This window comes from Pantoea sp. Ap-967, from assembly GCF_011752565.1.
Lineage (GTDB): Bacteria > Pseudomonadota > Gammaproteobacteria > Pseudomonadales > Pseudomonadaceae > Aquipseudomonas.
This window is the reverse complement of the sequence record NZ_VWXK01000022.1, coordinates 73,566-100,319: the sequence shown is the minus strand read 5'-3', so window position 1 is coordinate 100,319 and position 26,754 is coordinate 73,566. Positions and strand designations below refer to the sequence as shown.

General features: G+C 65.2%; 25 protein-coding genes. 13 read left to right on the top strand and 12 right to left on the bottom strand.

The genetic code is table 11. The annotated features are described in order from the left end of the window. Positions 1-356 precede the first annotated feature (356 nt). Positions 357-1,244 (top strand): threonine/homoserine exporter RhtA, encoded by an 888-nt coding sequence (rhtA, locus tag F3J45_RS21175; protein ID WP_167067387.1) that lies wholly within the window; start codon positions 357-359, stop codon positions 1,242-1,244. Between the two features lie 190 nt (positions 1,245-1,434). Continuing rightward, complete coding sequence (locus F3J45_RS21170; RefSeq protein ID WP_167067384.1) at positions 1,435-1,716, top strand: hypothetical protein; 282 nt, start codon at positions 1,435-1,437, stop codon at positions 1,714-1,716. Positions 1,717-1,767: 51 nt separating this feature from the next. Here F3J45_RS21170 and F3J45_RS21165 read toward each other — a convergent pair whose 3' ends face one another. Further along, positions 1,768-3,576, bottom strand: a complete 1,809-nt coding sequence (locus F3J45_RS21165) for an aminopeptidase P family protein (protein ID WP_167067381.1) — start codon at positions 3,574-3,576, stop codon at positions 1,768-1,770. A gap of 222 nt (positions 3,577-3,798) precedes the next feature. Between F3J45_RS21165 and F3J45_RS21160 the strand changes: the two genes are divergently transcribed. Together F3J45_RS21160 and F3J45_RS21155 are read left to right on the top strand one after the other, a co-directional pair. Next, positions 3,799-4,914 (top strand): DUF3182 family protein, encoded by a 1,116-nt coding sequence (locus F3J45_RS21160; RefSeq protein ID WP_167067378.1) that lies wholly within the window; start codon positions 3,799-3,801, stop codon positions 4,912-4,914. Continuing rightward, on the top strand, positions 4,898-5,668 hold the full coding sequence (locus F3J45_RS21155) for a S9 family peptidase (RefSeq protein WP_167067375.1): 771 nt from the start codon (positions 4,898-4,900) through the stop codon (positions 5,666-5,668). The genes F3J45_RS21160 and F3J45_RS21155 overlap by 17 nt, the downstream gene beginning before the upstream one ends. On the opposite strand, the gene F3J45_RS21150 is transcribed toward F3J45_RS21155, so the two are convergent. Then, positions 5,647-6,027, bottom strand: a complete 381-nt coding sequence (locus F3J45_RS21150; protein ID WP_167067370.1) for an antibiotic biosynthesis monooxygenase — start codon at positions 6,025-6,027, stop codon at positions 5,647-5,649. The genes F3J45_RS21155 and F3J45_RS21150 overlap by 22 nt on opposite strands. Positions 6,028-6,113: 86 nt before the next feature. On the opposite strand from F3J45_RS21150, the gene soxR reads away from it, so the two are divergent. Next, the gene (soxR, locus tag F3J45_RS21145) at positions 6,114-6,566 is read left to right on the top strand and encodes a redox-sensitive transcriptional activator SoxR (RefSeq protein ID WP_167067367.1); all 453 of its coding nucleotides are present in this window, start codon (positions 6,114-6,116) and stop codon (positions 6,564-6,566) included. A gap of 71 nt (positions 6,567-6,637) precedes the next feature. Here the strand turns inward: soxR and F3J45_RS21140 are convergent, their stop codons facing one another. Continuing rightward, positions 6,638-7,201 (bottom strand): XRE family transcriptional regulator, encoded by a 564-nt coding sequence (locus F3J45_RS21140; RefSeq protein ID WP_167067363.1) that lies wholly within the window; start codon positions 7,199-7,201, stop codon positions 6,638-6,640. An 83-nt stretch (positions 7,202-7,284) separates the two neighbouring features. Here F3J45_RS21140 and F3J45_RS21135 point away from each other — a divergent pair, with 83 nt between their 5' ends. The 7 genes from F3J45_RS21135 to F3J45_RS21105 all read left to right on the top strand — a co-directional run bounded on the left by F3J45_RS21135 (position 7,285) and on the right by F3J45_RS21105 (position 14,442). Next, positions 7,285-8,235 (top strand): DMT family transporter, encoded by a 951-nt coding sequence (locus F3J45_RS21135; protein WP_167067358.1) that lies wholly within the window; start codon positions 7,285-7,287, stop codon positions 8,233-8,235. Positions 8,236-8,384: 149 nt separating this feature from the next. After that, entirely contained in the window at positions 8,385-11,300 is a 2,916-nt protein-coding gene (locus tag F3J45_RS21130) for a monovalent cation/H+ antiporter subunit A (RefSeq protein ID WP_167067354.1), read from the top strand. Beyond that, positions 11,300-11,644 carry a Na+/H+ antiporter subunit C gene (locus F3J45_RS21125; RefSeq protein WP_003250128.1) on the top strand — a complete coding sequence of 115 codons (345 nt, stop codon included), beginning with the start codon at positions 11,300-11,302 and terminating at the stop codon, positions 11,642-11,644. The genes F3J45_RS21130 and F3J45_RS21125 overlap by 1 nt, the downstream gene beginning before the upstream one ends. Further along, the gene (locus tag F3J45_RS21120) at positions 11,641-13,320 is read left to right on the top strand and encodes a monovalent cation/H+ antiporter subunit D (RefSeq protein WP_167067349.1); all 1,680 of its coding nucleotides are present in this window, start codon (positions 11,641-11,643) and stop codon (positions 13,318-13,320) included. Before F3J45_RS21125 ends, F3J45_RS21120 begins: the two co-directional genes overlap by 4 nt. Then, positions 13,317-13,805 carry a Na+/H+ antiporter subunit E gene (locus F3J45_RS21115; RefSeq protein WP_167067345.1) on the top strand — a complete coding sequence of 163 codons (489 nt, stop codon included), beginning with the start codon at positions 13,317-13,319 and terminating at the stop codon, positions 13,803-13,805. The genes F3J45_RS21120 and F3J45_RS21115 overlap by 4 nt, the downstream gene beginning before the upstream one ends. Further along, entirely contained in the window at positions 13,802-14,080 is a 279-nt protein-coding gene (locus F3J45_RS21110) for a K+/H+ antiporter subunit F (RefSeq protein ID WP_167067341.1), read from the top strand. Before F3J45_RS21115 ends, F3J45_RS21110 begins: the two co-directional genes overlap by 4 nt. Continuing rightward, positions 14,077-14,442, top strand: a complete 366-nt coding sequence (locus tag F3J45_RS21105; RefSeq protein WP_167067335.1) for a Na+/H+ antiporter subunit G — start codon at positions 14,077-14,079, stop codon at positions 14,440-14,442. The genes F3J45_RS21110 and F3J45_RS21105 overlap by 4 nt, the downstream gene beginning before the upstream one ends. A gap of 12 nt (positions 14,443-14,454) precedes the next feature. Here F3J45_RS21105 and F3J45_RS21100 read toward each other — a convergent pair whose 3' ends face one another. From F3J45_RS21100 to F3J45_RS21085, 4 genes are all read right to left on the bottom strand, one after another. Next, positions 14,455-14,667: a hypothetical protein gene (locus F3J45_RS21100; protein ID WP_167067328.1), complete on the bottom strand. Its 213-nt coding sequence runs from the start codon at positions 14,665-14,667 to the stop codon at positions 14,455-14,457. Beyond that, positions 14,664-15,134, bottom strand: coding sequence for a hypothetical protein (locus tag F3J45_RS21095; protein WP_167067325.1), 471 nt, complete (start codon positions 15,132-15,134; stop codon positions 14,664-14,666). Before F3J45_RS21095 ends, F3J45_RS21100 begins: the two co-directional genes overlap by 4 nt. Positions 15,135-15,514: 380 nt before the next feature. Next, the gene (locus F3J45_RS21090; RefSeq protein ID WP_167067322.1) at positions 15,515-15,709 is read right to left on the bottom strand and encodes a hypothetical protein; all 195 of its coding nucleotides are present in this window, start codon (positions 15,707-15,709) and stop codon (positions 15,515-15,517) included. A gap of 187 nt (positions 15,710-15,896) precedes the next feature. Next, on the bottom strand, positions 15,897-16,301 hold the full coding sequence (locus F3J45_RS21085; protein WP_167067319.1) for a TraR/DksA family transcriptional regulator: 405 nt from the start codon (positions 16,299-16,301) through the stop codon (positions 15,897-15,899). A 277-nt stretch (positions 16,302-16,578) separates the two neighbouring features. Between F3J45_RS21085 and F3J45_RS21080 the strand changes: the two genes are divergently transcribed. After that, complete coding sequence (locus F3J45_RS21080; protein WP_167067316.1) at positions 16,579-21,060, top strand: hypothetical protein; 4,482 nt, start codon at positions 16,579-16,581, stop codon at positions 21,058-21,060. Between the two features lie 59 nt (positions 21,061-21,119). Here the strand turns inward: F3J45_RS21080 and F3J45_RS21075 are convergent, their stop codons facing one another. Genes F3J45_RS21075 through F3J45_RS21055 form a run of 5 tightly spaced genes read right to left on the bottom strand, consistent with a single transcriptional unit; the run spans position 21,120 to position 26,676 of the window. After that, entirely contained in the window at positions 21,120-21,893 is a 774-nt protein-coding gene (locus F3J45_RS21075) for an enoyl-CoA hydratase (RefSeq protein WP_167067313.1), read from the bottom strand. Positions 21,894-21,906: 13 nt separating this feature from the next. Next, entirely contained in the window at positions 21,907-23,034 is a 1,128-nt protein-coding gene (locus F3J45_RS21070) for an acyl-CoA dehydrogenase (RefSeq protein ID WP_167067310.1), read from the bottom strand. An 8-nt stretch (positions 23,035-23,042) separates the two neighbouring features. Further along, entirely contained in the window at positions 23,043-24,236 is a 1,194-nt protein-coding gene (locus F3J45_RS21065) for an acetyl-CoA C-acyltransferase (RefSeq protein WP_167067307.1), read from the bottom strand. An 11-nt stretch (positions 24,237-24,247) separates the two neighbouring features. Beyond that, complete coding sequence (locus F3J45_RS21060; protein WP_167067304.1) at positions 24,248-25,015, bottom strand: SDR family NAD(P)-dependent oxidoreductase; 768 nt, start codon at positions 25,013-25,015, stop codon at positions 24,248-24,250. 14 nt (positions 25,016-25,029) lie between these two features. Beyond that, positions 25,030-26,676 (bottom strand): AMP-binding protein, encoded by a 1,647-nt coding sequence (locus F3J45_RS21055; RefSeq protein WP_167067301.1) that lies wholly within the window; start codon positions 26,674-26,676, stop codon positions 25,030-25,032. Positions 26,677-26,754 lie beyond the last annotated feature (78 nt).

Sequence of the window (26,754 nt, the reverse complement as noted above, 5' to 3'; positions counted from 1 at the left end):
CCTGGGGGATTGGCGCGCGAACGCCTTGGCGCATGCCTGGATATCGCGGCGTACAAACAAGGGGCCGCGCGCGGTGGCCACATGAACACTGGCCCGAAACAAACGTAGGAGCGAGCAAAGCTCGCGAAGCGCCGCGCGGGCGGCGCTCGATCTCACAGGCGCCACATCTATAAAGGCAGGCACCTATAAAGGCAGGCACCTAGAAAACCACCCTTGCACCCCACCCCGGCAATTGCGCACTATATTGCACACCCCCCTCCCCCCCCCCTCGACACCTCCCCGAACTACACAACACACCCCCCAGCCCGCGCTCCCGCCCCTCACCCCCCGCCCCCCCCAAGGATAGCCGCGCAGAAATGAACACCCAGCCCCGCAGCCTGGCCGCCACGCTCTTTCCCATCGGCCTGCTGCTCATCGCCATGGCCTCCATCCAGTCCGGCGCCTCACTGGCCAAAAGCATGTTTCCCATCATCGGCGCGCAAGGCACCACCACCCTGCGCCTGATCTTCGCCAGCATCATCATGCTGCTCATCCTGCGCCCTTGGCGGGTGCGCATGACCGCCAACACCCTGCGCAATGTGGTCATCTACGGCATGTCCCTGGGCGGCATGAACTTCCTCTTCTATATGTCACTGCAAACCACACCCCTGGGCATCGCCGTGGCGCTGGAGTTCACCGGCCCCCTGGCAGTGGCACTGTTCGCCTCGCGCCGCGCCCTGGATTTCCTCTGGATTGCCCTGGCAGTCGCCGGCCTGCTATTGCTGCTGCCCGTCGGCCATGGCGGCCAACCGCTCGACCTGCAGGGGGCGGTCTATGCCCTGGGCGCCGGCGTGTGCTGGGCGCTGTACATCCTGTTTGGCCAACGCGCCGGCGCCGAGCACGGCATTCAGAGTGCGGCGCTCGGTGTAGTGGTCGCCGCCATTTTTGTCGCCCCCATCGGCATCGTGCATGCCGGCAGCGCCCTGCTTACACCGGCAGTCATTCCCGTGGCGCTGGCAGTCGCCCTGTTGTCCACCGCCCTGCCCTACAGCCTGGAGATGGTCGCCCTGACCCGCATGCCCGCACGCACCTTCGGCACCCTGATGAGCATCGAGCCGGCCATCGGCGCGCTGTCCGGGCTGCTGTTCCTGGGTGAGGTACTGAGCTCCACCCAATGGCTGGCCATCCTTGCCATCATCACGGCTTCAGTTGGCGCCACCCTGTCCATGCGCAGGGAAGCGAACCCGCCGGTTGCCGCGGACTGATTTGAGAAATATTTGCATTTGAGACGGTATTAACCATTGTCCCAGCCTGCCTGGCTGATTAAGCTGTCACAAAATCATAATCTTTACGCTATCTACTGATGCAAACACGGAAGCTGGGGAACCTTCAGGAAGAACCGAAGCGATAACGACAGGGCCCGACAACCGAGCGGCCCTGCAATTAAGGACAGGCATGAAACGTATTTTGCTCATCCTGGCAATCCTGGCCATTGCTGGATGCGCCGCAACGGCCAAGACTGAAGTCAAGCGGGGGAAGAAGGGCATGCATATCAATTGCTCCGGCCTCTCCTCGTCATGGGACAAGTGCTACAGCAAGGCAGAATCTGCCTGCAGCTCACGCGGCTACAAAGTCATCGCCCGCTCCGGCGACGCCGACGAAGAACCGGGGGACTACCTGTTTGGTATCAACCCGGCGGGCTACACCAGCCGCAGCATGATCGTCATCTGCAAATAAATGAAAATGGCAGCCGCTGGCTGCCCTTTTCCGTTCACGCCCCGCCTGCCCTCACACGGTAGCCGTGCGCGCCTGCAGCCAGGCCAGCGCCTCTCCCTGCAGCAAGGGCGCCAGGCGTTCACGCACCGTGGCGTGGTAGCCGTTCAGCCACTCCCGTTCCTCTGCAGTTAGCCGTTCAGGCAGCAGGCAGCGCGTGTCGATCGGGCACAGCGTCAGCGTCTCGAAGGCCAGGAAGTCACCAAATTCGCTCTTGCCCTGCTCGCGATTGACCACCAGGTTCTCGATCCGCACGCCCCAGGCGCCAGGGCGATAGGTACCAGGCTCAATGGAACTGATCATGCCCGCCTGCATCGCGGTCTGCGGCGTGGTCGCCGCCTGGTAGGCGATCACCTGCGGCCCCTCGTGCACATTCATGAAATAACCCACGCCATGGCCAGTACCGTGCCCATAGTCGACCTGGTCGGCCCAGATCGGCGCCCGCGCGATGGCATCGAGCAGGGGCGAAAGAATCCCTCGCGGGAAGCTGGCACGGGACAAGGCGATCATGCCCTTGAGCACACGGGTGCAGTCCTGCTTCTGGGCAAGGCTTGGCGTGCCGATAGGCACCATGCGGGTGATATCGGTGGTGCCACCCAGGTACTGCCCGCCCGAGTCGATCAGCAACAGGCCATCGCCCTCGATCCGCGCATGGGACTGCTCGGTGGCGCGGTAATGCGGCATCGCGCCATTGGCGTTGAAGGCGGCAATGGTCGAGAAACTCAATGAAACGAAGCCCGGGCGCCGGGCTCGGGCGGCGCTGAGCTGTTCATCGACGGTCAGCTCGGTGAGCACTTCGCGGCCCTGATGGGCCTCGAACCAGGCGAAGAATTCGCACAGCGCCGCACCATCCTGCGCCATGACCTGGCGAATATGCTGCAACTCAGCGTCCCCCTTGCGTGACTTGCTCAAGGTGGTTGGGTTGAGCCCTTCAACCAACTGCACATCCGCATTCAGGTGCTTCACCAGGCCACAGGTCACCCGGGCCGGGTCCAGCAGCACGCGACTGCTCGCCGGCAGTGCGGCCAATGCCGCGTGGATCTCGCTGTAGGCACGCACCTGGACCCCGTCGGCTTCGAGGATACGCCGCAGCGGCGCGTCGACCTTGTCTGCCGCCACGAACAACGTCGCCTCGCGCTCACCGATCAAGGCGAAGGAAACGAACACAGGGTTGTAGGACACGTCGCTACCGCGCAGGTTGAACAACCAGGCGATGTCGTCCAGGGTCGCGATAAAGTGCCAGTGCGCGCCTTTCTCGGCCATGGCCTGGCGCAGCTGGCCAAGTTTTTCCTGGCGGCTGACCGTGGCGTAAGGCGGCAGGTGCTGGTAAACCGCATTACCCGGCAACGCCGGCCGCCCCTCCCACACTTCGGCCAGCAGGTCCCGATCGCTGAGCAACCGCACATCGCGTGCGCGCAGGCGCTCTTCCAGCTGGCGGGCCGAGGCCAGCGCCATGACCGCGCCATCCACCGCGACTGCGCCCTGGGCCGGCACGTTGTCGCCCAGCCACTCCAGCGCCCCCGGCTTGCCGGGTAGCAGCTTCATCAGCTCGATGCCACTGCCGGCCAGCTCGCGCTCGGCCTGCTCCCAGTAACGGCTGTCCACCCACACACCGGCAAAGCCCGCCGTCACCACCAGGGTGCCGACCGAGCCATCGAACCCGGACAACCAGCGCCGCCCTTGCCAATACCCCGGCAGGTACTCGGACAGGTGTGGGTCGGCCGAGGGCACCAGCAAGGCATCGACGCCCTCCCTGGCCATGACCGCGCGCACCCGCGCCAGGCGCTCCGGCACGTGTTGCTCGATGGTGGTCTGAACGTTCATGCGCACTCCTGCGGACATCGTGGTTGATCCAGACTGAGGATAATGGAACAGCCACCTCGACGCCGCAATCGCCGCGACCGACCCACGGCATCCTCTGCCCAACACGCCACCGGCAAAACAGACGCTTCCTACAACCACAGGCAACCACCGATCATGCGCAGCTGAACTTCCCGCCAACCGGGGCTTCACAACCAGTACATTCATTGCACACAGGCACGCCCCATGCCCAGTGCCCACAACGGGCCGAAAACGGCCCTGGTGCTGCTCGATACCCGCGAGCACACACCAGAACACGAACACCAGGTGCACCTGAAGCTTGCCGACGGGCTGGCCGGGCTGTTGGGCTGCGATACCGTGCTCACCGAGGTGCCGGCCACCGCGGGTAGGCACTGCTATTACCTGCCCAGCGAAACCCTGATCGACCCACAGCGCTACGCCGCACTGGGTATTGTCAGTGAAGACGACCTGTTCGGTGGCCTGGTCAGCCAGCCGTACATGGCCACCAAGGCCATCTCCCACCCGCTACCCGCCGATGCCAGTTTTCCCCCTGGCTGGACCGATGCGTTCGCACGCCAAGCCAGCGATGCGCTGCTGTGCGGCTACACCATCTTCAGCAAGGCCGATGCCCGTCGCGCCGCACAGTTGCTGCTGCGCGATGGCCCGCTGCGAGTCAAGCCGGTACGGGCCAGCGCCGGGCGCGGCCAGCAGGTCATCGACACGCTCGCTGCGCTGGAGCCATTGCTGGCCGCCATGGATGACTCGGAGCTGGCGCGCTGGGGCCTGGTGCTGGAAGAAGACCTGAGCGAAGTGCAGACCTTCAGCGTGGGCCAGGTGCGGGTCGCCGGCCTCACCTGCAGCTATCACGGCACCCAGCAGCTGACCCGCGACCATCAGGGCTGTGAAGTGTACGGCGGCTCCGAACTGGTGGTGGTGCGCGGTGACTACCAGGCCCTGCTGCAGCTGCCCCTGGAAGATTACCTGCGCCTGGCGATCAACCAGGCAATGGCCTACGAACACGCCGCCGAACGGCACTTCCCCAGTTTCATCGCCTCCCGGCGCAACTATGACATCGCCCGTGGCAGCAACCCCCAGGGGCACCTGCGCAGTGGCGTGCTCGAACAGTCCTGGCGCATGGGTGGTGCCAGTAGCGCCGAGCTGCTGGCCCTGCAGGCCTTCGCCGACGACCCTGCACTGCAGCGGGTCGTGGCCTCCACCCACGAAGTCTTCGGCAGTACGCAACTGCCGCCCGACGCCACCCTCTTCTATCAAGGAAACGACCGTGAACTCGGACAACTCAGCAAATACGCACGGATTCGCCAGCATGAGCATTCAGAGTGAAACCGTTGAACTGCAGGTGGACAACGACCGCATCGCCGGCACCCTGGTCAGCCCTGGCAGCAAGATGCCCGGCATCCTCTTCGTTCACGGCTGGGGCGGCAGCCAGCAGCGCGACTTGGCCCGTGCGCGGCACATCACCGGCCTGGGTTGCGTGTGCATGACCTTCGACCTGCGCGGCCACGAAAAGACCGAGAGCCAACGCCTGAGCGTCACCCGCGAAGACAACCTCAAGGACCTGCTGGCCGCCTACGACCGCCTGGTCAGCCACCCCGCCGTGGACAGCAGCGCCATTGCCCTGATCGGCAGCAGCTATGGCGGCTACCTGGCAACCTTGCTGACCCTGCAGCGGCCGGTGAAGTGGCTGGCCCTGCGGGTGCCGGCGATGTACTGGGACGATGAATGGACACTGCCCAAGCAGGCCCTCGACCGCCAGCGCCTGAACGATTACCGGCGGCGCCTGCTGGGCCCAGCCGACAACCGCGCGCTGGCCGCCTGCGCAGAATTCCTCGGCGATGTGCTGCTGGTGGAGTCGGAACAGGACGATTATGTGCCGCACACCACGCTGATGAGCTACCGCTCGGCGTTCGTCGGCGCTCACTCCCTGACCCACCGCATCGTCGATGGCGCCGACCATGCCCTGTCCAGCGAGCAGAGCCAGAAAGCCTACAGCACGATCCTCGCCGCCTGGATCAGCGAAATGGTGATCGGCGCGCGCCTGGACCGCTACCCGCACTACGCTCCGTGGTACGCCTGAATGCCTACCACCTGGCACTGCAAAGCGCCATCGCTGCCGCGTACCAGGCTGCGCAAGGCCTGATAGGCGGTGAAGTTGGCACTGCGCGCCTGGTGCTGGCTCAACAGGTCGAAGAATGGCGCCTCGCCAAAGCAGTCCGCCGCTGCGGCCCAGGCCTGGCGCGACTGCCATTGCAGGTATTGCAATACCCGGCTGCCGTCGTCACTGGCCTGGATGCTGACCCCTTGCAAGCCCTGGCAGCGTGCCGCCAGCTCCTCGCTACGGGTAACCAACGCCTGGGCCAGCGCCGCCTGGCGCGAGCTCGGCACTTCATATTCGATCATCTGGGTGAACCACAGCGTTGGCGGGGTGGCCGACATGGGCAGTCTCCTTGTTCAAGGCGCTTGCTAGGCAATGGCTGGCAGGGTAAAACCTCCAGTTAACTCAAGGTCAAGTGTTTTTTCCCATGCGCACCTCAATACCCGCTTCCCAGGAAAAGCTGCTCAGTGTCGGCCAGTTGGCCGCGCGCAGCGGCGTGGCCGTGACCGCGCTGCATTTCTATGAAACCAAAGGGCTGATCCAGAGCACCCGCAATGGCGGCAACCAGCGCCGCTACCCGCGGGCGATGCTGCGCCGGGTGGCCGTGGTGAAGATGGCCCAGCGCTTGGGCATTCCCCTGGCCGAGATCGCCACGGCCCTGGCCGCGTTGCCCATCGACCACACGCCAAGCGCCGAAGACTGGCAGCGCTTGTCGGCGGGCTGGCGGGAAGACCTGAACCGGAGAATCGATGAGATGATCCGGCTGCGCGACCAGCTCGATGGCTGCATCGGCTGTGGTTGCATGTCGCTGAAAGAATGCCCGCTGCGCAATCGCCAGGATCACCTGGCCGAATCGGGGCCTGGGCCGCATTTGCCTTGAGGGCCTTTTCGCGAGCTTTGCTCGCTCCTACGAGGCCTGCGCGCGCCCCCCGGAAGCCCTTCAGGGCAAAATCAGATCACCACATTGCGCACAAAGCGCACCGGCCTACCGCCGTCGTTGCGGTAGGCATAACGACAATCGCTGGGAAAGACATGGAACTGCCCACCCAGCAGGCAATGCTCGACGCCTTCGATGATCAACGTAAGCTGGCCCTCGCACACGTAGATCTGCTCGCTCCAGCCCTCGGCATCGGCTTCGCTGGCGTAATATTCGCCAGGTGCCAGGGTCCATTCCCAGATCTCCACCTCACGCCGGGCGCTGCTGCTGGCCAACAGCACGGCCTTGCTCTGGGCATGCTCCCCAGCCCACGCCAGTTCGTTGATGCGCCCCGGGTCACGCTGGTCAGGCGCCTGAATCAACTGGCTGAACGCCACCCCAAGGGCTTCGGCGATCAGGTCAAGGGTGGTCAGGCTGACGTTCTTCTCGCCTGCCTCGATGGCTACCAGCATCCGCCGGCTCACCCCGGAGCGCTCGGCCAGGGCGCTCTGGCTCATACCCGCCGCGTTGCGCAGGCTTCGGACATTGAGGCTGACATGCTGCAGCACCGATGCACGGTGCGTTGAATCTTTGTGCACTATATTGCTCACTTCCACAGGTTGCGCAGTATACTGCCCACTTTGCGGCGATTGTGCGCTGCCCCTTTCCAATGAGCAAGACCATGAGCCAGCCCGCCGTCCCCGCTAAAACCTCCGTCAGCTTGCGCCTGAGCAAGGCCGAAATGGTGCTGGTGTTCATCACCATGCTGTGGGGCGGCACGTTCCTGCTGGTGCACAACGTGATGACGGTGAGCGGCCCGATGTTCTTCGTCGGCCTGCGGTTTGCCGCTGCGGCCCTGTTCGTCGGCCTGGTTTCGGCGCGCTCGCTGCCGGGGCTGACCTTCACCGAACTCAAGGCCGGCGTGCTGATTGGCGTGTCGATCATGCTCGGCTATGGCTTGCAGACCATGGGCCTGCAAACCATCAGCAGCAGCCAGTCGGCGTTCATCACCGCCCTGTATGTGCCGTTCGTGCCACTGCTGCAGTGGCTGGTGCTGGGCCGGCGCCCAGGGTTGATGCCCAGCCTGGGTATCTGCCTGGCCTTCACCGGCCTGATGCTGCTGGCCGGCCCCGAAGGCGGCGCCTTGCATTTCAGCGAAGGGGAACTGGTCACGCTGGTCAGCGCGGTGGCGATTGCTGCCGAGATCATCCTGATCAGCCGCTACGCCGGCAGCGTCGATGTACGCCGGGTCACCGTGGTGCAACTGGCCACGGCCTCGTTGCTGGCCTTTTTGATGATCGTGCCCACCCAGGAACGCCTGCCGGATTTCTCCTGGCTGCTGGTGCTCAGCGCGCTGGGCCTGGGCGCCATGAGCGCGGTCATCCAGGTGGCGATGAACTGGGCACAGAAGTCGGTTTCGCCTACCCGCGCCACCCTCATCTACGCCGGCGAACCGGTATGGGCCGGCATCGTCGGGCGCATCGCCGGCGAGCGCCTGCCGGGCGTTGCCTTGCTGGGCGGGCTGCTGATCGTGGTGGCCGTGGTGGTCAGCGAACTCAAGGTGCGGCGCAACCGCGAAAGCGATGAAGCCGTCCAGGCGCAAGCACCCTGCGAACGTGAAGCCGGCCTGTAAAGCGCCCGACACCGGCTATGCTCTGTAAAAAACTGTTATAAAAAAACAGCTTGTCACAGCGCTTTTGTAGGATTCTGCGACAGCTTGCGTGTTGGTGATCAACGGCCCGGCACGTATGATCCTTGCATACCTTTCCAGAATAGAACGCTATGTCATTGATAGTGCTACTGCTTCTGCCGTTCCTCGGCAGTTGCCTGGCAGCCGTGCTGCCGCACAATGCCCGCAACTCGGAGTCCATCCTTGCCGGGCTGGTGGCCCTGGTCGGCACCGTCCAGGTAGCACTGCTGTACCCACAGGTGGCCGATGGCGGCGTCATTCGGGAAGAATTCCTCTGGCTGCCAAGCCTGGGCCTGAACCTGGTCCTGCGCATGGACGGCTTCGCCTGGCTGTTCTCGCTGCTGGTACTGGGCATCGGCACCCTGGTGTCGCTGTATGCCCGCTACTACATGTCCCCCCAGGACCCTGTGCCGCGCTTCTTTGCCTTCTTCCTGGCGTTCATGGGCGCCATGCTCGGCCTGGTGATATCCGGCAACCTGATACAGCTGGTGTTCTTCTGGGAACTGACCAGCCTGTTCTCGTTCCTGCTGATCGGCTACTGGCACCACCGCGCCGACGCCCGCCGCGGCGCCTACATGGCGCTGATGGTCACCGGCGCCGGTGGCCTTTGCCTGTTGGTCGGCGCCCTGCTGCTGGGCCATGTGGTCGGCAGCTACGACCTGGACAAGGTGCTCGCCGCCGGCGAAACCATCCGCCAGCACGCCCTGTACCCCGTGCTGCTGCCGCTGATTCTGATCGGCGCACTGAGCAAGAGCGCCCAATTCCCCTTCCTGTTCTGGCTGCCCCATGCCATGGCGGCGCCTACCCCTGTCTCGGCATATCTGCACTCGGCGACCATGGTAAAGGCCGGGGTGTTCCTGCTGGCGCGGCTGTGGCCAGTGCTGTCAGGCAGCGAGGAATGGTTCTGGATCGTCGGCGGCGCCGGCGCCCTCACCCTGCTGCTGGGCGCCTTCGCAGCGATGTTCCAGAACGACCTCAAGGGCCTGCTGGCCTACTCCACCATCAGCCACCTGGGCCTGATCACCCTGCTGCTGGGCCTGAACAGCCCGCTGGCCGCCGTGGCCGCGGTGTTCCACATCCTCAACCACGCCACCTTCAAGGCCTCGCTGTTCATGGCCGCCGGCATCATCGACCATGAAAGCGGCACCCGTGACATCCGCCGCCTCAGCGGCTTGATTCGCCTGGTGCCCTACACCGCGACCCTGGCCATGGTGGCCAGTGCTTCGATGGCCGGCGTGCCGTTGATGAACGGCTTCCTGTCCAAGGAAATGTTCTTCGCCGAAACCGTGTTCATTTCCTCCACCGCCTGGGTCGAGGCTGCGCTGCCGGTGATCGCCACCCTCGCGGGCACCTTCAGCGTGGTGTATGCCCTGCGCTTTACCGTCGACGTGTTCTTCGGGCCAACCGCCCAGGACCTGCCGCACACGCCCCACGAACCACCCCGCTGGATGCGCGCGCCGGTCGAGTTGCTGGTACTGACCTGCCTGGTGGTAGGCATCTTCCCGGCCCAGTCGGTCGGCCCGCTGCTGGCCGCCGCCGCCCTGCCGGTGGTGGGGGGTACCCTGCCGGAATACAGCCTGGCCATCTGGCACGGCTGGAATGCCCCGCTGATCATGAGCCTGGTGGCCATGAGCGGTGGCACCGTCCTCTACCTGCTGCTGCGCAAGCAGCTGCGCCTGGGCCGCTTCCCCTATCCGCCGCTGATCGAGCGCTTCAACGGCAAGCGCCTGTTCGAGCACGGCCAGGTTCGGCTGATGCTGCTGGCCCGGCGCATCGAGCGCCTGCTGACCTCGCGCCGCCTGCAGACGCAGTTGTTCATGCTGGTGCTGGCAGCCTTCCTTGCCGGCCTGATCCCCATGCTCTACAGCGGCCTGAGCTGGGGCGAGCGGCCGAAAATTCCGGGCTCCGGGGTGTTCGTCGCGCTGTGGCTGATCGCCATTGCCTGTGCCATCGGCGCCGCCTACCAGGCCAAGTACCACCGCCTGGCAGCACTGATCATGGTGGGCGTGTGCGGCCTGATGACCTGCATCACCTTCGTCTGGTTCTCCGCACCGGACCTGGCCCTGACCCAACTGGTGGTCGAGGTGGTCACCACGGTGCTGATCCTGCTCGGCCTGCGCTGGCTGCCCCGGCGGATCGAAGGCGTATCGCCATTGCCCGGCAGCCTCGACCGCGCCCGTGCCCGGCGCCTGCGCGACCTGCTGCTGGCGGTGCTGGTGGGCGGCGGCATGGCGCTGCTGTCCTACGCCATGTTGACCCGGCCGACCCCCAACGACATCTCCTCGTTCTACCTCAGCCGGGCCCTGCCGCAAGGCGGCGGCACCAATGTGGTCAACGTGATGCTGGTGGACTTCCGCGGCTTCGACACCCTCGGCGAGATCACCGTGCTGGTGGCCGTGGCCCTGACCGTGTTCGCTCTGCTGCGGCGCTTCCGCCCTCCGAAGGAGAGCATGCAGCTGCCTGCCCAGCAGCGCCAGCTCGCACCCGATGTGGTCACCGACCTGATCAACCCCCGGCACGTCACCGACACCGCGCTGGGTTTCATGATGGTGCCGGCGGTGCTGGTGCGCCTGCTGCTGCCGATTGCCTTGCTGGTGTCGATGTACCTGTTCATGCGCGGCCACAACCAACCGGGCGGTGGCTTTGTTGCCGGGCTGGTGATGTCGGTGGCGTTCATCCTGCAGTACATGGTGGCCGGCACCCAGTGGGTCGAGGCGCAAATGAGCCTGCGCCCGCTGCGCTGGATGGGCACCGGGCTGTTCTGCGCAACCCTGACCGGGGTCGGCGCCATGCTGTTCGGCTACCCGTTCCTCACCACCCATACCGCCCACCTGCACCTGCCGCTGCTGGGTGACGTGCACGTGGCCAGCGCGCTGTTCTTCGACATCGGCGTGTACACCGTGGTGGTTGGCTCGACCCTGCTGATCCTCACCGCCCTGGCGCACCAGTCGGTGCGCGCCTACCGCCCGGGCAACCCGGCGAAAACCAGCCAAGCAGGAGCCGCCTGATGGAAGAAGTCATTGCAGTCGCCATCGGCGTACTGGCCGCATCGGGCGTGTGGCTGATCCTGCGCCCGCGAACCTACCAGGTGATCATGGGCCTGTGCCTGCTGTCCTATGGGGTCAACCTGTTCATTTTCAGCATGGGCAGCCTGTTCATCGGCAAGGAGCCGATCATCAAGGACGGCGTCACCCAGGACCTGCTGCACTACACCGACCCGCTGCCCCAGGCGCTGGTATTGACTGCCATCGTCATCAGTTTCGCCATGACCGCGCTGTTTCTGGTGGTGCTGCTGGCCTCGCGCGGCCTGACCGGTACCGACCACGTCGACGGCCGGGAGCGTGACGAATGACGGGCCTGAGCCAACTGATCGTCGCCCCCATCCTGCTGCCGCTGCTCACCGCGGCGCTGATGCTGTTGCTGGGTGAAAAGCACCGAAAGGTCAAGGCACGCCTGAACCTGCTGTCGACCGCCGCGGGCCTTGCCATCGCCGTCACCCTGCTGCTGTGGGTGCGCACCCAGGGCCAGGCGGAATCCATCGGCGTCTACCTGCCCGGCAACTGGCCCGCGCCGTTCGGCATCGTGCTGGTGGTGGACCACCTGTCAGCCCTGCTGCTGACCCTGACCGGGGTCATCGGCCTGTGCGCCTTGCTGTTCGCCCGCGCCCGCTGGGATGGTGCCGGGGCCAGCTTCCACGCGCTGTTCCAGATCCAGCTCATGGGCCTGTACGGCGCCTTCCTCACCGCCGACCTGTTCAACCTGTTCGTGTTTTTCGAAGTGCTGCTGGCCGCCTCCTATGGCCTGCTGCTGCACGGCTCGGGCCGGGCACGGGTGCGCGCCGGGCTGCATTACATCGCCATCAACCTGTTCGCCTCGTCGCTGTTCCTGGTAGGCGCCGCGATGCTGTATGGCGTTACCGGCACCCTGAACATGGCCGACCTGGCCCTGAAGATTCCCCTGGTGCCGGAAGCCGACCGCGGCCTGTTGCACGCCGGCGCGGCCATTTTGGCCATGGCTTTCCTGGCCAAGGCCGGCATCTGGCCACTGAACTTCTGGCTGGTGCCGGCCTATGCCTCAGCCAGCGCGCCGGTGGCGGCGCTGTTCGCCATCATGACCAAGGTTGGCCTGTATGCCGTGCTGCGCCTGTGGACCTTGCTGTTCTCCGGCCAGGCCGGGGCTTCGGCGCACTTTGGCAGCCAGTGGCTGGTGTACGGCGGCCTGGCGACCCTGGCCGTGGCCGCCGTGTCGATCCTCGCCGCACAACGCCTGGAGCGCATGGCGGCCTTGAGCATCCTGGTGTCGGCAGGCACCCTGCTGGGGGCTGTTGGCTTCGCCCAGTCGGCCCTGACCGGCGCAGCCTTGTTCTACCTGGTCAACTCGACCCTGGCGCTGTGCGCGCTGTTCCTCCTGGCCGAGCTGGTCGAGCGCTCGCGCTCGGCCAACGAAGCGCCGCTCGAAGACGAAGAGGACGCCATCCCGCCGCCACTCGAATCGCTGCACCCGCCCAAGGGCAGCAACTTGGACGACGAGCAGAAAGTGGTGGTCGGGCAGATCATTCCCTGGACCATGGCGTTCCTGGGCCTGAGCTTCATCGCCTGCGCCCTGCTGATCATCGGCATGCCGCCACTGTCAGGCTTCGTCGGCAAGCTCAACCTGATCAGTGCACTGTTCAACCCGCAAGGGTTGGGCGTACCGACGGAGCAGCCGCTGCCCGTCACTGGCTGGGTGCTGGTCAGCTTGCTGATTCTCTCGGGCCTGGCCTCGCTGATCGCCTTTGGCCGGGTGGGCATCCAGCGCTTCTGGAAGCCCGAGGAGCGCCCCTCGCCGGTATTGCGCCGCTACGAATGCCTGCCAATCGTGATCCTGCTTGGCCTGTGCATCATCCTCAGCGTGCGGGCCGAACCGCTGCTGCGCTACACCCAGGACACCGCCGCCAGCCTGCAAACGCCCGAGGCTTACATCCAGGCGGTGATGGCCGCGCGGCCATTGCCAGGCCCGACCACCCTCGACGTACAGGTGCAGCCATGAGCAAACTGTTCCCCGCACCGCTGTTATCGGCCGCATTGTTCGTGCTGTGGCTGCTGCTCAACCTGTCCGTCAGCCCGGGCAACCTGTTGCTGGGCGCCGCGCTGGGCGTGCTGGCGCCCCTGCTGATGGCGCCGCTGCGCCCGCAACACGCCCATGTGCGTCGGCCCCTGGTGATTGCCCGGCTGATCGGCCGGGTCGGCCTGGATGTCATCCACTCCAACCTGCAAGTGGCCATTGGCGTGCTGCGCGCCGGCCGCAAGCCGCCGCGCTCTGCCTTCGTGCACATCCCGCTCGACCTGCGTGACACCCATGGCCTGGCGGCACTGTCGATGATCACCACGGTGGTACCCGGCACGGTGTGGTCGGAGTTGGCCCTGGACCGCAGCATCCTGTTGCTGCATGTATTCGACCTGGACGACGAGGCGGCTTTCATCGAGCATTTCAAGCACACCTACGAACGCCCGCTGATGGAGATATTCCAATGACAGGCCTGCTCGCCAACGCAGTCCTCGCCAGCCTGTTCATCTTCACCTTGGCCATGGGCCTGGCACTGGTGCGGCTGTTCCGCGGCCCCTCTGCCCAGGACCGGGTTCTGGCGCTGGACTACCTGTACATCCTGGCCATGCTGATGATGCTGGTGCTGGGCATTCGCTACGCCAGTGACACGTATTTCGAAGGCGCCCTGCTGATCGCGCTGTTCGGCTTCGTCGGCTCGTTCGCCCTGGCCAAGTTCCTGCTGCGTGGGGAGGTGATCGAATGACCAAGGCCCTGATGCTGCCCTTCTGGCTGGAGCTGGTCACCGCTGCGCTGCTGCTGATGGGCAGCCTGTTCGCGCTGATTGGCGCCATCGGCCTGCTACGCCTGAAGGACTACTTCCAGCGCATGCACCCACCCGCCCTGGCGTCGACCATTGGCGCCTGGTGCGTGGCACTGGCGTCGATCATCTACTTTTCCTGGCTCAAGGAAGGCCCGGTGCTGCATGCCTGGCTGATTCCGATCCTGCTGTCGATCACCGTGCCGGTGACTACCCTGCTGTTGGCCAGGGCTGCATTGTTTCGCAAGCGCATGGCCAAGGAAGCCGTGCCCGAAGAGGTCAGCAGCGGCCGCGACCGCGGCCACTGAACGCAAGCGGCCTCAGCCCTGGGCCAGGCGCTGCAGTTCACGCCGCACCATGGCGGCATAGGGCGGCGGGCTGAGCTGGTAAAGCTGCGCCGCCACCCAGGTCAACCAGGCGGCCCCCATCACTTCGCGCTGCCCCAGCAACCGCATGGCTTCGGCCTCGGCCTGGGCCTGGTGCTGGCGGTGGAAGCTGGCACGGGTGGCCGGCGAATCATCGCCCTCGGTCATTCACTGGCCTTGAAGGTGGTGAGCTCACCCTTGCGCCATTTGGCCACCTTGCCGGTGACAGCCTTGAGCAGCTTGCCCAGGCCTTCCTGCACTTGCTGCTGGGCAGCGAACACCAGCATCACGCCGTGGCCTTCGCGGAACACGATGCCTTCACCTTCGGGCACCGACACGAAGGCGTAGTCGCCCACGCCATAGACGTTGAGCTTGATTTCGCGAAAACGCATTTCCAGCTTGCCGCCCTCACGGCTGGGCAATACCGCGGCGCGGAAGTGGTCGCCCACTTTCAATTCCAGGCGCTGCTTGTCATCGACTACCAAGGCGCTCTCGGTGTCGATCTCGGCCATGTACAGGCCTTCTGGGCTTTGTTCGGTGACATAGATGAAACGACCCTGGAACAGCTTGGCCAACTGACCGCGCAAATCGCCCAGGGCAAACAAGGCGTGGGTATCAAGTGTACTGACTGCCAATGAAGTAATCCTCAAACCGGTGACATCCGCCCTCGCCCGAACTCGGCAAGGCACGGCCATTTCAATTCGAAAGGCATTAAAGAGTAATAAGGTGATGCATGAAGCGTCTGTGCCTGCTGACGATGCAGCACGCAGGAAATTTTACTCTGGCTTGCCAGATAAGGCCTTGAAGCAGGCTTCAAGCCCATTCCCCACCCGGGGAAGCACACTGTCTGACAACACGTTCGCCAGAAAAGATGCACGGGATAACGTCAGGCCTCTCGGCAGAAAGTGCACTGCAATCCATCGGCGCATTACCGGCAAATGAATATGCACGAAAACACCGAAATCCGTCGAGAGGTAAAGCGCATTTCTTGCCAGCTATTCGGTGCAACCCGCCCTCAGGCCGCGTGCCCCTTGCACAACTGCTGCAACCAGGCGGCCTGGCACTCCAGCGCCTCGTCGCGGCTGGCGAACGCCGTACCACGCCGCTCGCCGTTCACCAGTACCACCCAGCACACCCGCTTGCCCATGGCCTGCAAGGTGGCCGGCACGCCGGAGCCAATCATCACGGCCACATCGACTCGGCTATTCATCATTCCCTCCGGAATTTAATTAGCACCCTAACGATGAAGCCATGATACGCCTGCCATCACGCACAAAACAGTGCATCCTGGTACAGCAGTGTTACGCCGCAAGCAATAAATCCGCAAGTGACCTGCAGCAACACAAATGCAAAAAGCCCCAGGGATCGCTCCCTGGGGCCTGGCGCTCAGCGCTCGGTCAGATCTGCCGCTGGTGGCGGTCGAGCTGCTCGTGGCGTTCCTGGGCTTCGATGCAGTACTTGGTGGTCGGGCTGATCAGCAGGCGCTTCAGGCCAATCGGCTCGCCACTGTCGTCGCACCAGCCGAAGCTCTCGTCGGAGATACGGTCCAGGGCCATTTCCAGCTGCGGCAGCAGGCGCTGGTCGCGGTCGATGGCATTGACCAGCCAGCTGCGCTCTTCCTCGACCGAGGCCACGTCGGCAGGGTCCGACGGGGTATCCAGGCCTTCGATGGTAGTGCGGCTGAGCTCGATGCGTTCATGGGTTTCGACTTTCATCGCCTGCAGCAGCTCAGTGAAGAAGGCCAGCTGTTCAGCGTTCATGTAGTCATCGGCCGACATGGCCAGCAACTGTTCCTTTGTCATCGATTTCTCTATGAAAAAATGTGCATTTGGGCGATTCAGGTGCCGCCGACGCCTTGGCATCGGCAGCGGAATTCTTCAAGCGCCAACCGGCACTCTTTTACAGGGGGCGGCAGTCTAAGGTGCCGTGCCGCCATGAGCAACAGCAAATACCGGGGAATTTAGCAGAAACAGCCAGGATTCCGCTCATCGGCAGTGTACATGGCATTACCCGGCTACCGCCGCGCACGGCATGCGCCCCGTTCCAATGGCGGCCCCAACACCTTGGAGCCTGCCACCCATGAGCCTCATCGCCGCCAACCTGATGCACCACAGCGACTTTTCCTGCACGCTGACCCACCTGTTCCAGGGCTGCCCAACCCTGCCTTCGGTGGCTGCGCAGCGCCTGGGCACGCAGTGGCAAGCGCGCTCGATCAGCCCCCATTCACCCGCCGGCCTCTACCTGCGGAGTTTCAGTGCAAACGCTGAGTACGACAACACCCGCCCCTTGCCCGAGGTACTGATCGAGCGCTTTTGCCGGCGCAGCGACCTGTTGCTGCAGGCCCCCTCCGACACGCTGCTGGAATCGGCCAACGACGTTACCGGCCTTGACCTGGACCTGGCCCAGGTTCAGCAACTGGTCAACGATTGCGGCCCGGTGCTGCTCGACGACTACCGGCAGGCACTGGTCGACTACTGGAACCAGCCCGACGGTACCGGGCATACGCCCTGGCAACGCTACGCCGATTACCTGCGCCAGCAGCTGTCGAACAGCATCAGCGCGGTGCCGCCCGGCACGGTCGAACCTGGCCTGCTCGCCCTGGCCTCGACAGTCGCTTCCTACCCCTCCCATGAGGCCCGCCAAGGCGCGCCGGGCAACGCCAAGCCTGAACTGTCGCTGCTGTCGCTCGATCTCACCCAAAGCCTGCGCCTGCACGAACTGGCCGGCGCCTTGCTGATTGCCGACGCCCAAGGCGGGGAACACGCCCCGGTGATCCTCTACGCCTTGAACGGCCACCTGCAGGTGTTCGCCTCCTACGCCGCCTTGCAGCAGGCGCTCGGGCGCCTGTGGCCGGCGCTGGCAAACAGCCAACCACAGCTGTACTCGCAACCGCTCACCGGCCATGCATTCGAGGCACTGGCGGGGCACGTGCTGGAGCAGCAACTGGGGATCATCGACCGCATCGCCGAGCGCCACGGCCCGCAGGACGATGCCCAGCACCTGTGCCTGGCGCTGAGCCACCTCACCTCGCTGCTCGACCTCTGCCCCAAGGCCGAACGCGACCCGCTTCACGCCGCCGCCAGCCTGCTGCCGGGATGGCTGCATGACGCCGACGAGCACAGCCTCGTCGCCTACGCCCACAGCTTGATCGACATTGCCGAAAGAGCGGCCACGGCCAAGGGCGCTACCTGGCTTGACGGCATCGACGACGCCACCGTCTTCACCTACACCCGAATCAACGCCTACCTCGACAACACACACCCAGGGCATGAGCTGGAGCCGTGGGAAGTCGAGGTCATCAACCACCAGGCCCTGGCCGTTGCGCTCCCCACCGGGCAGGTAGATGGCACCGTCACCGCGGTACGCTTCAGCCTGGCCCACCTGGCAATCGGCAACTGGGGGCTGATCCGGCCCGGCAGGGTCGAACTGCAGCACAAAAAGGGCATGGCCCTGCCCGACTGGTTGACCGAACGTTATCTCCAAACGATGGTCACCGAGCTGGACATCGGCCGGGTGTACCCGCAAATGCTGCAAGCCACGTTGCTGGATAATTTGCCCGAGCGCAAAAGGCGCGAACGCCTGCTCGCCGACCAGTTGCGGGTGCAGGCGCCGACCGAAGCCCTGGCGCTGGCGCTGCGCAAACAATTGAGCCCAGCCGCACGCCTGGCGGTAAGCGAGGCGTTTGCCGCGAAGGCCGGGCGCTGGGGCGTTGGCCCACTGGGCCTGGTCCGCGAAGCCGGCGCCGAGGTGGATTGGGTAGCCAATGCCTGGCTGATCGAAGCCGCCAGTGCCGAACCGGGCGAGCCGTGCATCCTGTATCGCCCCCTGAGCGCCCAGTCACTGCTGGAGTTCCCAAGCCGTAACCACCTGTTGAGCGCGCTCGGCACGGCCGGTGCGCTGCAGGATGACATCCTCCGGCGCCTGCCCGACGACGTGCGCAAGGTCTATGACCACGGCGGTTTCGCCGAACCCAACCTGCCCGGCCTGCTGGAACTGACCGTGCTGGGCGTTCCCTATGAACGGCCCGCGCCGGTCACCCTGGCCGACGCGGCCCCGCTCATTCACCTCGGCCAGGCCGTGTACCTGGGCTGCGTCGAGGAAACCATCGCCGATTTCCGCGCCCACTCGGCCACCTCCGAGCAAACCCGCTGGGAGCGCTGGACAACCCTGGGCTGGCTGCTGCTGAACGCCGCGCTGCCCTTCGTCAGGGGCCCCGTCGGCACGTTGGTCTGGCTGGCCCAGATCGCCGTGGCGCTGAAACAGTTCCTGCAAACCGGCAACCCGCACGGCAGCAGCCAGCAGCGCATTGCCCTGGTCAACCTGCTGGTCAACGTTGGCCTGGCCATCTTCGCCCATGCCGCACCACGGTTGCCGCTGCAGCGCCCTGCGCGCCTGCCGGGTGAAGCCAGTGTCTCCCCTGCCGAGCCGCTGGGTTTGCCACACATTGAAGCGGTCGCGCCCAGGCACCTGGAGCAGCAATGGGCAAGCAGCGAAGCGCAACTGAGCAACGCCCAGCGCTCAGCGCTGCTGGCACTGCGCAGCAGCCCGCCCGCCGAGGGGCTTGGCATGCCGATCATCAGCGGCGACCTGCGCGGCCTGTACCTGCACAACGAGCGCTACTGGACCATTCTGCAAGGCAATGCCTACCAGGTGAAGGTGGATGAAGACCTGCAGCCGAGGATCTTCAGTGATACCCAGCCCCCCGTCCCCGGCCCCTGGCTTCGCCGCAGCAGTTCCGGCCGCTGGCAGCCTGACTTGCGCCTGCGTCTGCGCGGCGGCATGGGGGGTGGGCCACGCAGGCAGGCGTTGATCGCGCAAAGGGCCGAGCAACGGGAAACCCTGAGCAGGCGGATTAGCGAGGGGCAGCAGCAGATCATTGCTCAGACCGCAGCATTGGTGCCCCTTGCCAGGCTCGTGCACGAGAGCAACAACCCGACTGTGCTCGCCCTCAGCCTCGGCAAACTCGACGCCATCGAGGCCTTCTGGGACAGGTTCATTGCCGATGTCGAGGCCCACGCAGCACTGACCGGCCTCACCCTCGACAACAATCGCAAAGCCCAGTGGGAGTTCCAACGGTTCCAGATCAAGGTGTCAAGAAGCACCCTGCTGTCCAAGCTCATTCTGAGAAAACTGGCTTCGCAACCTCTGCGCACCTTCGCCACCGCCGAAGACCGCGCAGCTTATGTTCGCGCGCTGGAGGAAACCACACCTCAGCTCGATAGCCTGGTCAGCAATGCCGAGGCGATCGGCCAAGGCCTGCATACGCTGGAGCGCCTGGCAGGCAGGCACGGCACGGCCTACGACCGCTACATGAACGCGAAAAGCCTGCTGACGGTGCCCCCTGAACGGACACTGCTCGCGACCCGCTTGCTGCGCCTGGAAAGCAACTGGCGCAAGTTCATCGCACTCCCCAACCTGGCCGACCGGGCGATCTACCTGCTGGACCGCAGCTGGACCAACCTCAGGCTGGCCATTTCCCAGCGCATGCGCCTCTACGAGCTGCCACAGGCAAGCGAAGAACTCAGCGCCCGGCTGCTGCACGACATTGCCAGCCAGCTGCGCTTCGCCTTGCGCCGCCTGGAAAACCTCAAGCTGACCGTTGCCTCGGAGCCGGCGGCGCTCGCCTGCCTTGCGCCCATCGACGCCGACGTGCGCTACATCGAAACCGCCGTGAACAATGACTTGCAGGACTACCCACCCCGCAGCAGCGTGGCCCAGCTGCAAAAACACACGCCCGGCCTGATCGAAACCCCAAGCCACGGTTTGTTGCTGGGCCAACCACGCGCGGGGGACGAGACATTGTTCGATGTCGTGGACGACCAGCAGCGGCCAATCATGACGTTCCGCAAACAAGAAGAAGAATGGGTGCCTGTCAAGAACGATGCAGCAGAACCTGCCACGCAAACCCGGCGGCCCAGCCTGCAACTGCTGTTTGAAACGGCCGACGCCGAACAGGCAAAAGCCAGGCAGACGCTGAGCTTCCTGGAGTCCAGCGTTGCCCAGCACTTTTTGCCGGTGGAGTTCGAGGAGCTGATCGACATGCACCGGCTGCCCCTGGCCGACAAGGCCGCCACCCTGGCCACGCGCCTGGGTAAGGAGCCCGACCTGTCGCCGGCCAACCAGCAGCGCTATCAGCAACGGCTCGATGGCATCCATGCGCTGCTGGCGCAACTGGACAGCAAGCGGGTGACCTTGCGGACCCGGGCCATATTGCGCCAGTCACCGCGCCAGTCGGGCCTTGAGTACCTGATTGAACACAACCAGGTGCACATCGAGCGGCTAGGCCGACGCAGGGCACTGACCGCCGTGCCAGGCAGGCCCCAGGACTACATCGATGAGTATGTCGTCATGCACGGCGCCGAACCCCTGTGGTATGCCCACTTCCACTACACCAGCCAGGACGCGCCAAAGGAGCACTTCGTGGTCGGCCACCTCAAGACCAAGGAGCAACGCCTGCTCAGGGGCAGCACGGTGACCAACCCGGTTACCCAGAAGGTCGAGTACGTTCACCGTGGGCGCCTGCCCCCCGCAGCGGCCAAGCGCTATTTCTTCAACCTCTGAACCCTGCCCCCGGCATCCCTGCCGGGCAAGGGCACGCGCCCGGCAGGTGGGATAACGGCTCAGCAGTCCTTGAACTGCGCTTCGCGCTTGGCAATGAAGGCCGCCATGCCTTCCTTCTGGTCTTCGGTGGCGAACACAGCGTGGAACACCCGGCGTTCGAAGCGCACGCCTTCGCTCAGGGTGACCTCGAATGCGCGGTTCACACTTTCCTTGACCATCATGCTCACCGGGATCGACTTGCTGGCAATGGTCGCCGCCACCTTCAGCGCCTCTTCAAGCAACTCGGCCTGGGGCACGATACGCGCCACCAAGCCTGCACGCTCGGCTTCCTCGGCGCCCATCAGGCGGCCGGTCAGGCACAGCTCCATGGCCTTGGCCTTGCCCACCGCCCGGGTCAGGCGCTGGGTGCCGCCCATGCCCGGCAATACCCCGAGGTTGATTTCTGGCTGGCCGAACTTGGCGTTGTCGGCGGCGAGGATGAAGTCGCACATCATTGCCAGCTCGCAGCCCCCGCCCAAGGCGAAACCGGACACGGCGGCGATGATCGGCTTGCGCCGGTTGGCGATGCGGTCCGAATCGCTGAACAGGTCGTCAACGTAGATGTGCGGGTACTGCAGCTCGGCCATTTCCTTGATGTCGGCGCCGGCGGCAAAGGCCTTGGCGGAGCCGGTGAGCACCACGCAGCCGATGTTCGGGTCACGTTCGAGCTGGTCCAGGGCCTGGTTGATCTCGGCGACGATCTGCGCGTTCAGCGCGTTCAATGCCTGGGGGCGGTTGAGGGTGATCAGGCCGACCTTGCCGTGGATGTCCAACAGGATGGTTTCGAAAGCCATGCAGTCTGCTCCTTCAAAGATTGCGCGCAATGACCATGCGCTGAATATCGCTGGTGCCTTCGTAGATCTGGCAAACCCGAACATCACGGTAGATGCGCTCCAGCGGGAAGTCGCTCAGGTAGCCATAACCGCCGAGCGTCTGCAAGGCATCCGAACAGACCTTTTCGGCCATTTCCGAGGCAAACAGCTTGGCCATCGACGCCTCCACCAGCGCCGGGCGCCCGGCATCACGCAGCGCAGCGGCGTGCAGCACCATCTGCCGGGCCACGGCAATTTTCGTCGCCATGTCGGCCAGGCGGAAGGCCACGGCCTGGTGTTCGATCAGCGCCTTGCCGAAACTGTGCCGCTCGTTGGCGTAGTCGCGCGCCACTTCGAACGCTGCACGGGCCATGCCCACGGCCTGGGCGGCGATGCCGATGCGCCCGCCCTCAAGGTTGGCCAGGGCGATCTTGTAGCCTTCGCCTTCGGCCCCCAGGCGGTTGGCCAGCGGCACGCGCACGTTGTCGAAGACGATCTGGCAGGTGTCGGAAGCGTGCTGGCCAAGCTTGTCCTCGACCCGCGCCACTTGGTAGCCAGGCGAGTCGGTGGGCACGATAAAGGCGCTGATGCCGCGCTTGCCGGCCGCAGGGTCGGTCACGGCGAACACAATCACCACCCCGGCGTTCTGCCCAGAGGTAATGAACTGCTTGCTGCCGCTGAGCACGTAATGGTCGCCCTCCAGCCGTGCGCGGGCCTTCAGGCCGCTGGCGTCGGAGCCGGCTTGCGGCTCGGTGAGGGCAAAGGCCCCGAGCATCGCGCCGCTGGCCAGGGGCGCCAGGAACTGGGCTTTCTGCTGTTCGCTGCCAAAGCGCAGAATCGGTACGCAGCCCACCGAATTGTGCACGCTCATGATGGTGGAACAGGCGCCGTCACCGGCGGCAATCTCCTCCAGGGCCATGGCGTAGGCCACATAACCGGTGTCGCTGCCGCCCCACTGTTCGGGCACCAGCATGCCGAACAGGCCAAGTTCGGCCATCTCGGCAATGGCTTCGCTGGGAAAGCGGTGGGCCTTGTCCCATTGCTCGGCAAATGGCTTGAGCCGCGCCTGGGCAAAGGCTTTCACCGCATCGGCAATCTGTTGTTGCTCATCTGTTATCAACATGGTTCACCTCAGTACAGGCATTCGACGGCCATGGCCGTGGCCTCGCCACCGCCAATGCAGATGGCCGCCACGCCACGGCGCAGGTTGTTCTGGCGCAGCGCCGACAGCAGGGTTACCAGGATGCGCGCACCCGAAGCGCCAATCGGGTGGCCCAGGGCGCAGGCGCCGCCATGGATATTGACCTTGTCGTGGGGCAGGTCGAGGTGTTTCATGGCCGCCAGGGTAACCACGGCGAAGGCTTCGTTGATCTCGAACAGGTCCACCTCGGCCAGGTTCCAGCCGGTGCGTTTGATCAGCTTGTCGATGGCACCGATTGGTGCGGTCGGGAACAGCGCCGGGGCATCAGCGAATGCGGCATGGCCATGGATCACCGCCAGGGGCTTGAGGCCGCGCTTGTCGGCTTCGCTGCGGCGCATCAGCACCAGCGCGGCGGCGCCGTCGGAAATCGAGCTGGAATTGGCAGCGGTCACCGTGCCGCCTTGGCGAAACGCCGGCTTGAGCTGTGGGATTTTGTCCAGGCGTGCCTTGGGCGGCTGCTCATCGTCCTTGACCATGCGCTGTTCCTTGCCTTCGCTGACCTCCACCGGCACGATCTCGGCGGCAAAGCGGCCATGGGCGATGGCCGCCTGGGCCCGGGTCAGCGAGGCGATGGCGAACTGGTCCTGGGCTTCGCGGCTGAAGGCATTGGCCTGGGCGCAGTCTTCGGCGAAGGTGCCCATCAGCCGGCCCTTGTCGTAGGCGTCCTCCAGGCCATCCATGAACATGTGGTCGATGACCCTGCCGTGGCCCATGCGGTACCCCCCCCGGGCCTTGTCCAGCAGGTACGGCGCGTTGCTCATGCTTTCCATGCCACCGGCCACCACCACCTCGGCACTGCCGGCCAGCAGCAGGTCGTGGGCCATGATCGCCGCCTGCATGCCCGAGCCGCACATCTTGTTCAGGGTGGTACAGGTGGTGTGCTTGCCCAGCCCTGCGCCCAGTGCCGCCTGGCGCGCCGGGGCCTGGCCTTGGCCGGCGGGCAGTACGCAACCGAACAGCACCTGCTCGACACTGGCGGCATCGATGCCGGCGCGCTCGACGGCGCCGCGGATGGCAGCGCTGCCCAGCTGCGCTGCGGTCAGGCTCCTGAGGTCGCCCTGCAGGCCGCCCATGGGCGTGCGCACGGCGCTGACAATGACAATCGGGTCGTTTGCATGGGTCATGTGCGTTCTCCTTACCTGGCAGCCATGCGCAGCGCGCCGTCGAGGCGAATCACCTCGCCGTTGAGCATGCTGTTCTCGATGATGTGACGGGCCAGCGCTGCATATTCCTGCGGGCGGCCCAAACGCTGCGGAAACGGCACGCCCGCCGCCAGCGAAGCGCGCACTTCTTCGGTCATGCCGGCCATCATGGGCGTTTCGAAGATGCCCGGGGCAATGGTCATCACGCGGATGCCGAAGCGGGCCAGCTCGCGGGCGGCGGGCAGGGTCAGGCTGGCGATGGCGCCCTTGGAGGCAGCATAGGCAGCCTGGCCGATCTGGCCATCGTAGGCGGCGATGGACGCGGTGTTGATGATTACCCCGCGCTCGCCGCCCTCGTCAGCCGCGCCCTCGGCCATGGCTGCGGCAGCCAGGCGCAGCAGGTTGAAGCTACCGACCAGGTTGACGTTGATGACCTTGGCGAAGCTGGCCAGGCCATGGGGCCCGTGCTTGCCCAGCACTTTCTCGGCGCCGACGATGCCGGCGCAGTTGACCAGCCCGTGCAGGCTGCCAAATGCCGCCACAGCCGCATCCACGGCCGCCTGCGCGGCCTGCTCGTCGCTGATGTCGGCCACCGCGAAGCGGGCGCTGTCACCCAGTTCGCGGGCCTTGGCCTCGACGGCCTGGGCATTGAGGTCGACCAGCATGACCTTGGCGCCGGCCGCGACCAGCATCTGCGCGGTCGCCGCGCCAAGCCCCGAGGCCGCGCCGCTGACGATGAAGTGTTTGTTGGCTATCTGCATGGTGGTTTTTCCTTTCAAGCGCTGGCGGGGGTGGCCTGCTGCGCGTGGTGTTTGGCCACTTCCTGGTTACGCAGGATGAAGCGTTGCAACTTGCCGCTCGGGGTCTTGGGCAGCTCGTCGACGAATTCGATTTCACGGGGGTAGGCATGGGCATACAGGCGTTGGCGCACGTGCTGGCGTAGGGTTTCTGCCAGCGCCTCGCTGGCGGCGCTGCCTGCGGCCAGCACCACGAAGGCCTTGATCAGTTCGGTACGCTGCGGGTCTGGCTTGCCGATCACCGCCGCCTCGATCACCGCCGGGTGCTCGATCAGCGCGCTTTCCACATCGAACGGGCCAACCCGGTAACCGGAGGTGGTGATCACATCGTCGCTGCGCCCGACGAAGCTGATGCTGCCGTCCTCGTTCAGCTCCACGGTGTCGCCGCTCAGGTAGTAGTGGCCGACGAAGGCCTTGGTCGGCAAGCCGTGGTAACCGCCGAACCAGCACAGCGGCGAATGCTGGCGGTCCACGGCCAAAATGCCGGGCTGGCCAGCCGGCAGCTCCTCGCCCTGTTCGCCCAGCACGACGATGCGGTGGCCGGGGATGGCGAACCCGGCCGAGCCGGCCTGAACCGGGTGCTGCAAGCCGTGGTGATTGCACAACACCATGCCCAGTTCGGTCTGGCCATAGTGGTCGTGGATGGTGACCCCCAATTCCTCGGCGAACCAGCGGATCACCTCCGGGTTCAGGGGTTCGCCGGCACTGCTGACGACCCGCAGGCGGCCCTTGACCGGCGCCGAGAATTCGCTGCCGCCAGCAATCAGCAGGCGGTACGCGGTCGGCGAGCCGGCCAGGTTGGTAATGCCCAAGGACTGGATGATGCGCGCGCAGCTTTCAACACTGAACGGGCCGTCGTAGAAGGTAGTGGCGCAGCCCAGCGACAACGGCCCGGTGACGGCGTAGTACAGGCCGTAGGCCCAGCCCGGGTCGGCCAGGTTCCAGAAGTTGTCGTCCGGGCGCAGGTCAATGGCATCACGCATGTAGCCTTGGAACGCGACGATGGCACGCAGCGGCACTTCCAGTGGTTTGGCGGGGCCGGTGGTGCCAGAGGTGAACATCAGCAGGAAAGGGTCGTCGCCGGTGCGCATCACCGGTTCACACACCGCGTCGGCGCGGTCCAGGCATTGCTGGAAATCCAGCTCACCGCTGCGGGCATTGACCGTGATGACGGTCGGGCAGCCCTGTAGCGTGTCCAGCTTGGCGCGGTTGAGGCTGTCGGTAACCACCACGCGGGCCGCGGACTGTTCCAGCCGGTGTTCGATGGCCTTGGGGCCGAAGGCGGTGAACAGCGGCTGGTACACCGCCCCCAGGCGCCAGGTGGCGAGGATGGTCACCAGCAACTGGGGGGTGCGTGGCAGCAACCCTGCCACCCGGTCCCCGGCGCCAACCCCCTGTGCCCTGAGCACGTTGGCGAAGCGGGCCGCCTGCGCCTTGAGTTGATCGAAGCTGTAACGCGCACGGTTGCCATCACGGTCTTCCCAGGCCAGCGCCAGCGTGTTTTTCCCGGCATGGCGGTCACAGCATTCGACACAGGCATTGAGCGCTTGCAGGTTGCCATGCAGCGCCGCAGCAACGGCCTGGCCATGGTCGAACGCCACCGCGGCCTCGGTGTAATCGCGCATCGTCGGACTCCTTGGTTTCTTGTTTTTGGAGTTGAACCTCGGTCCGACGATGTTCGCGCTGCTGGCGCGCGGCGACAA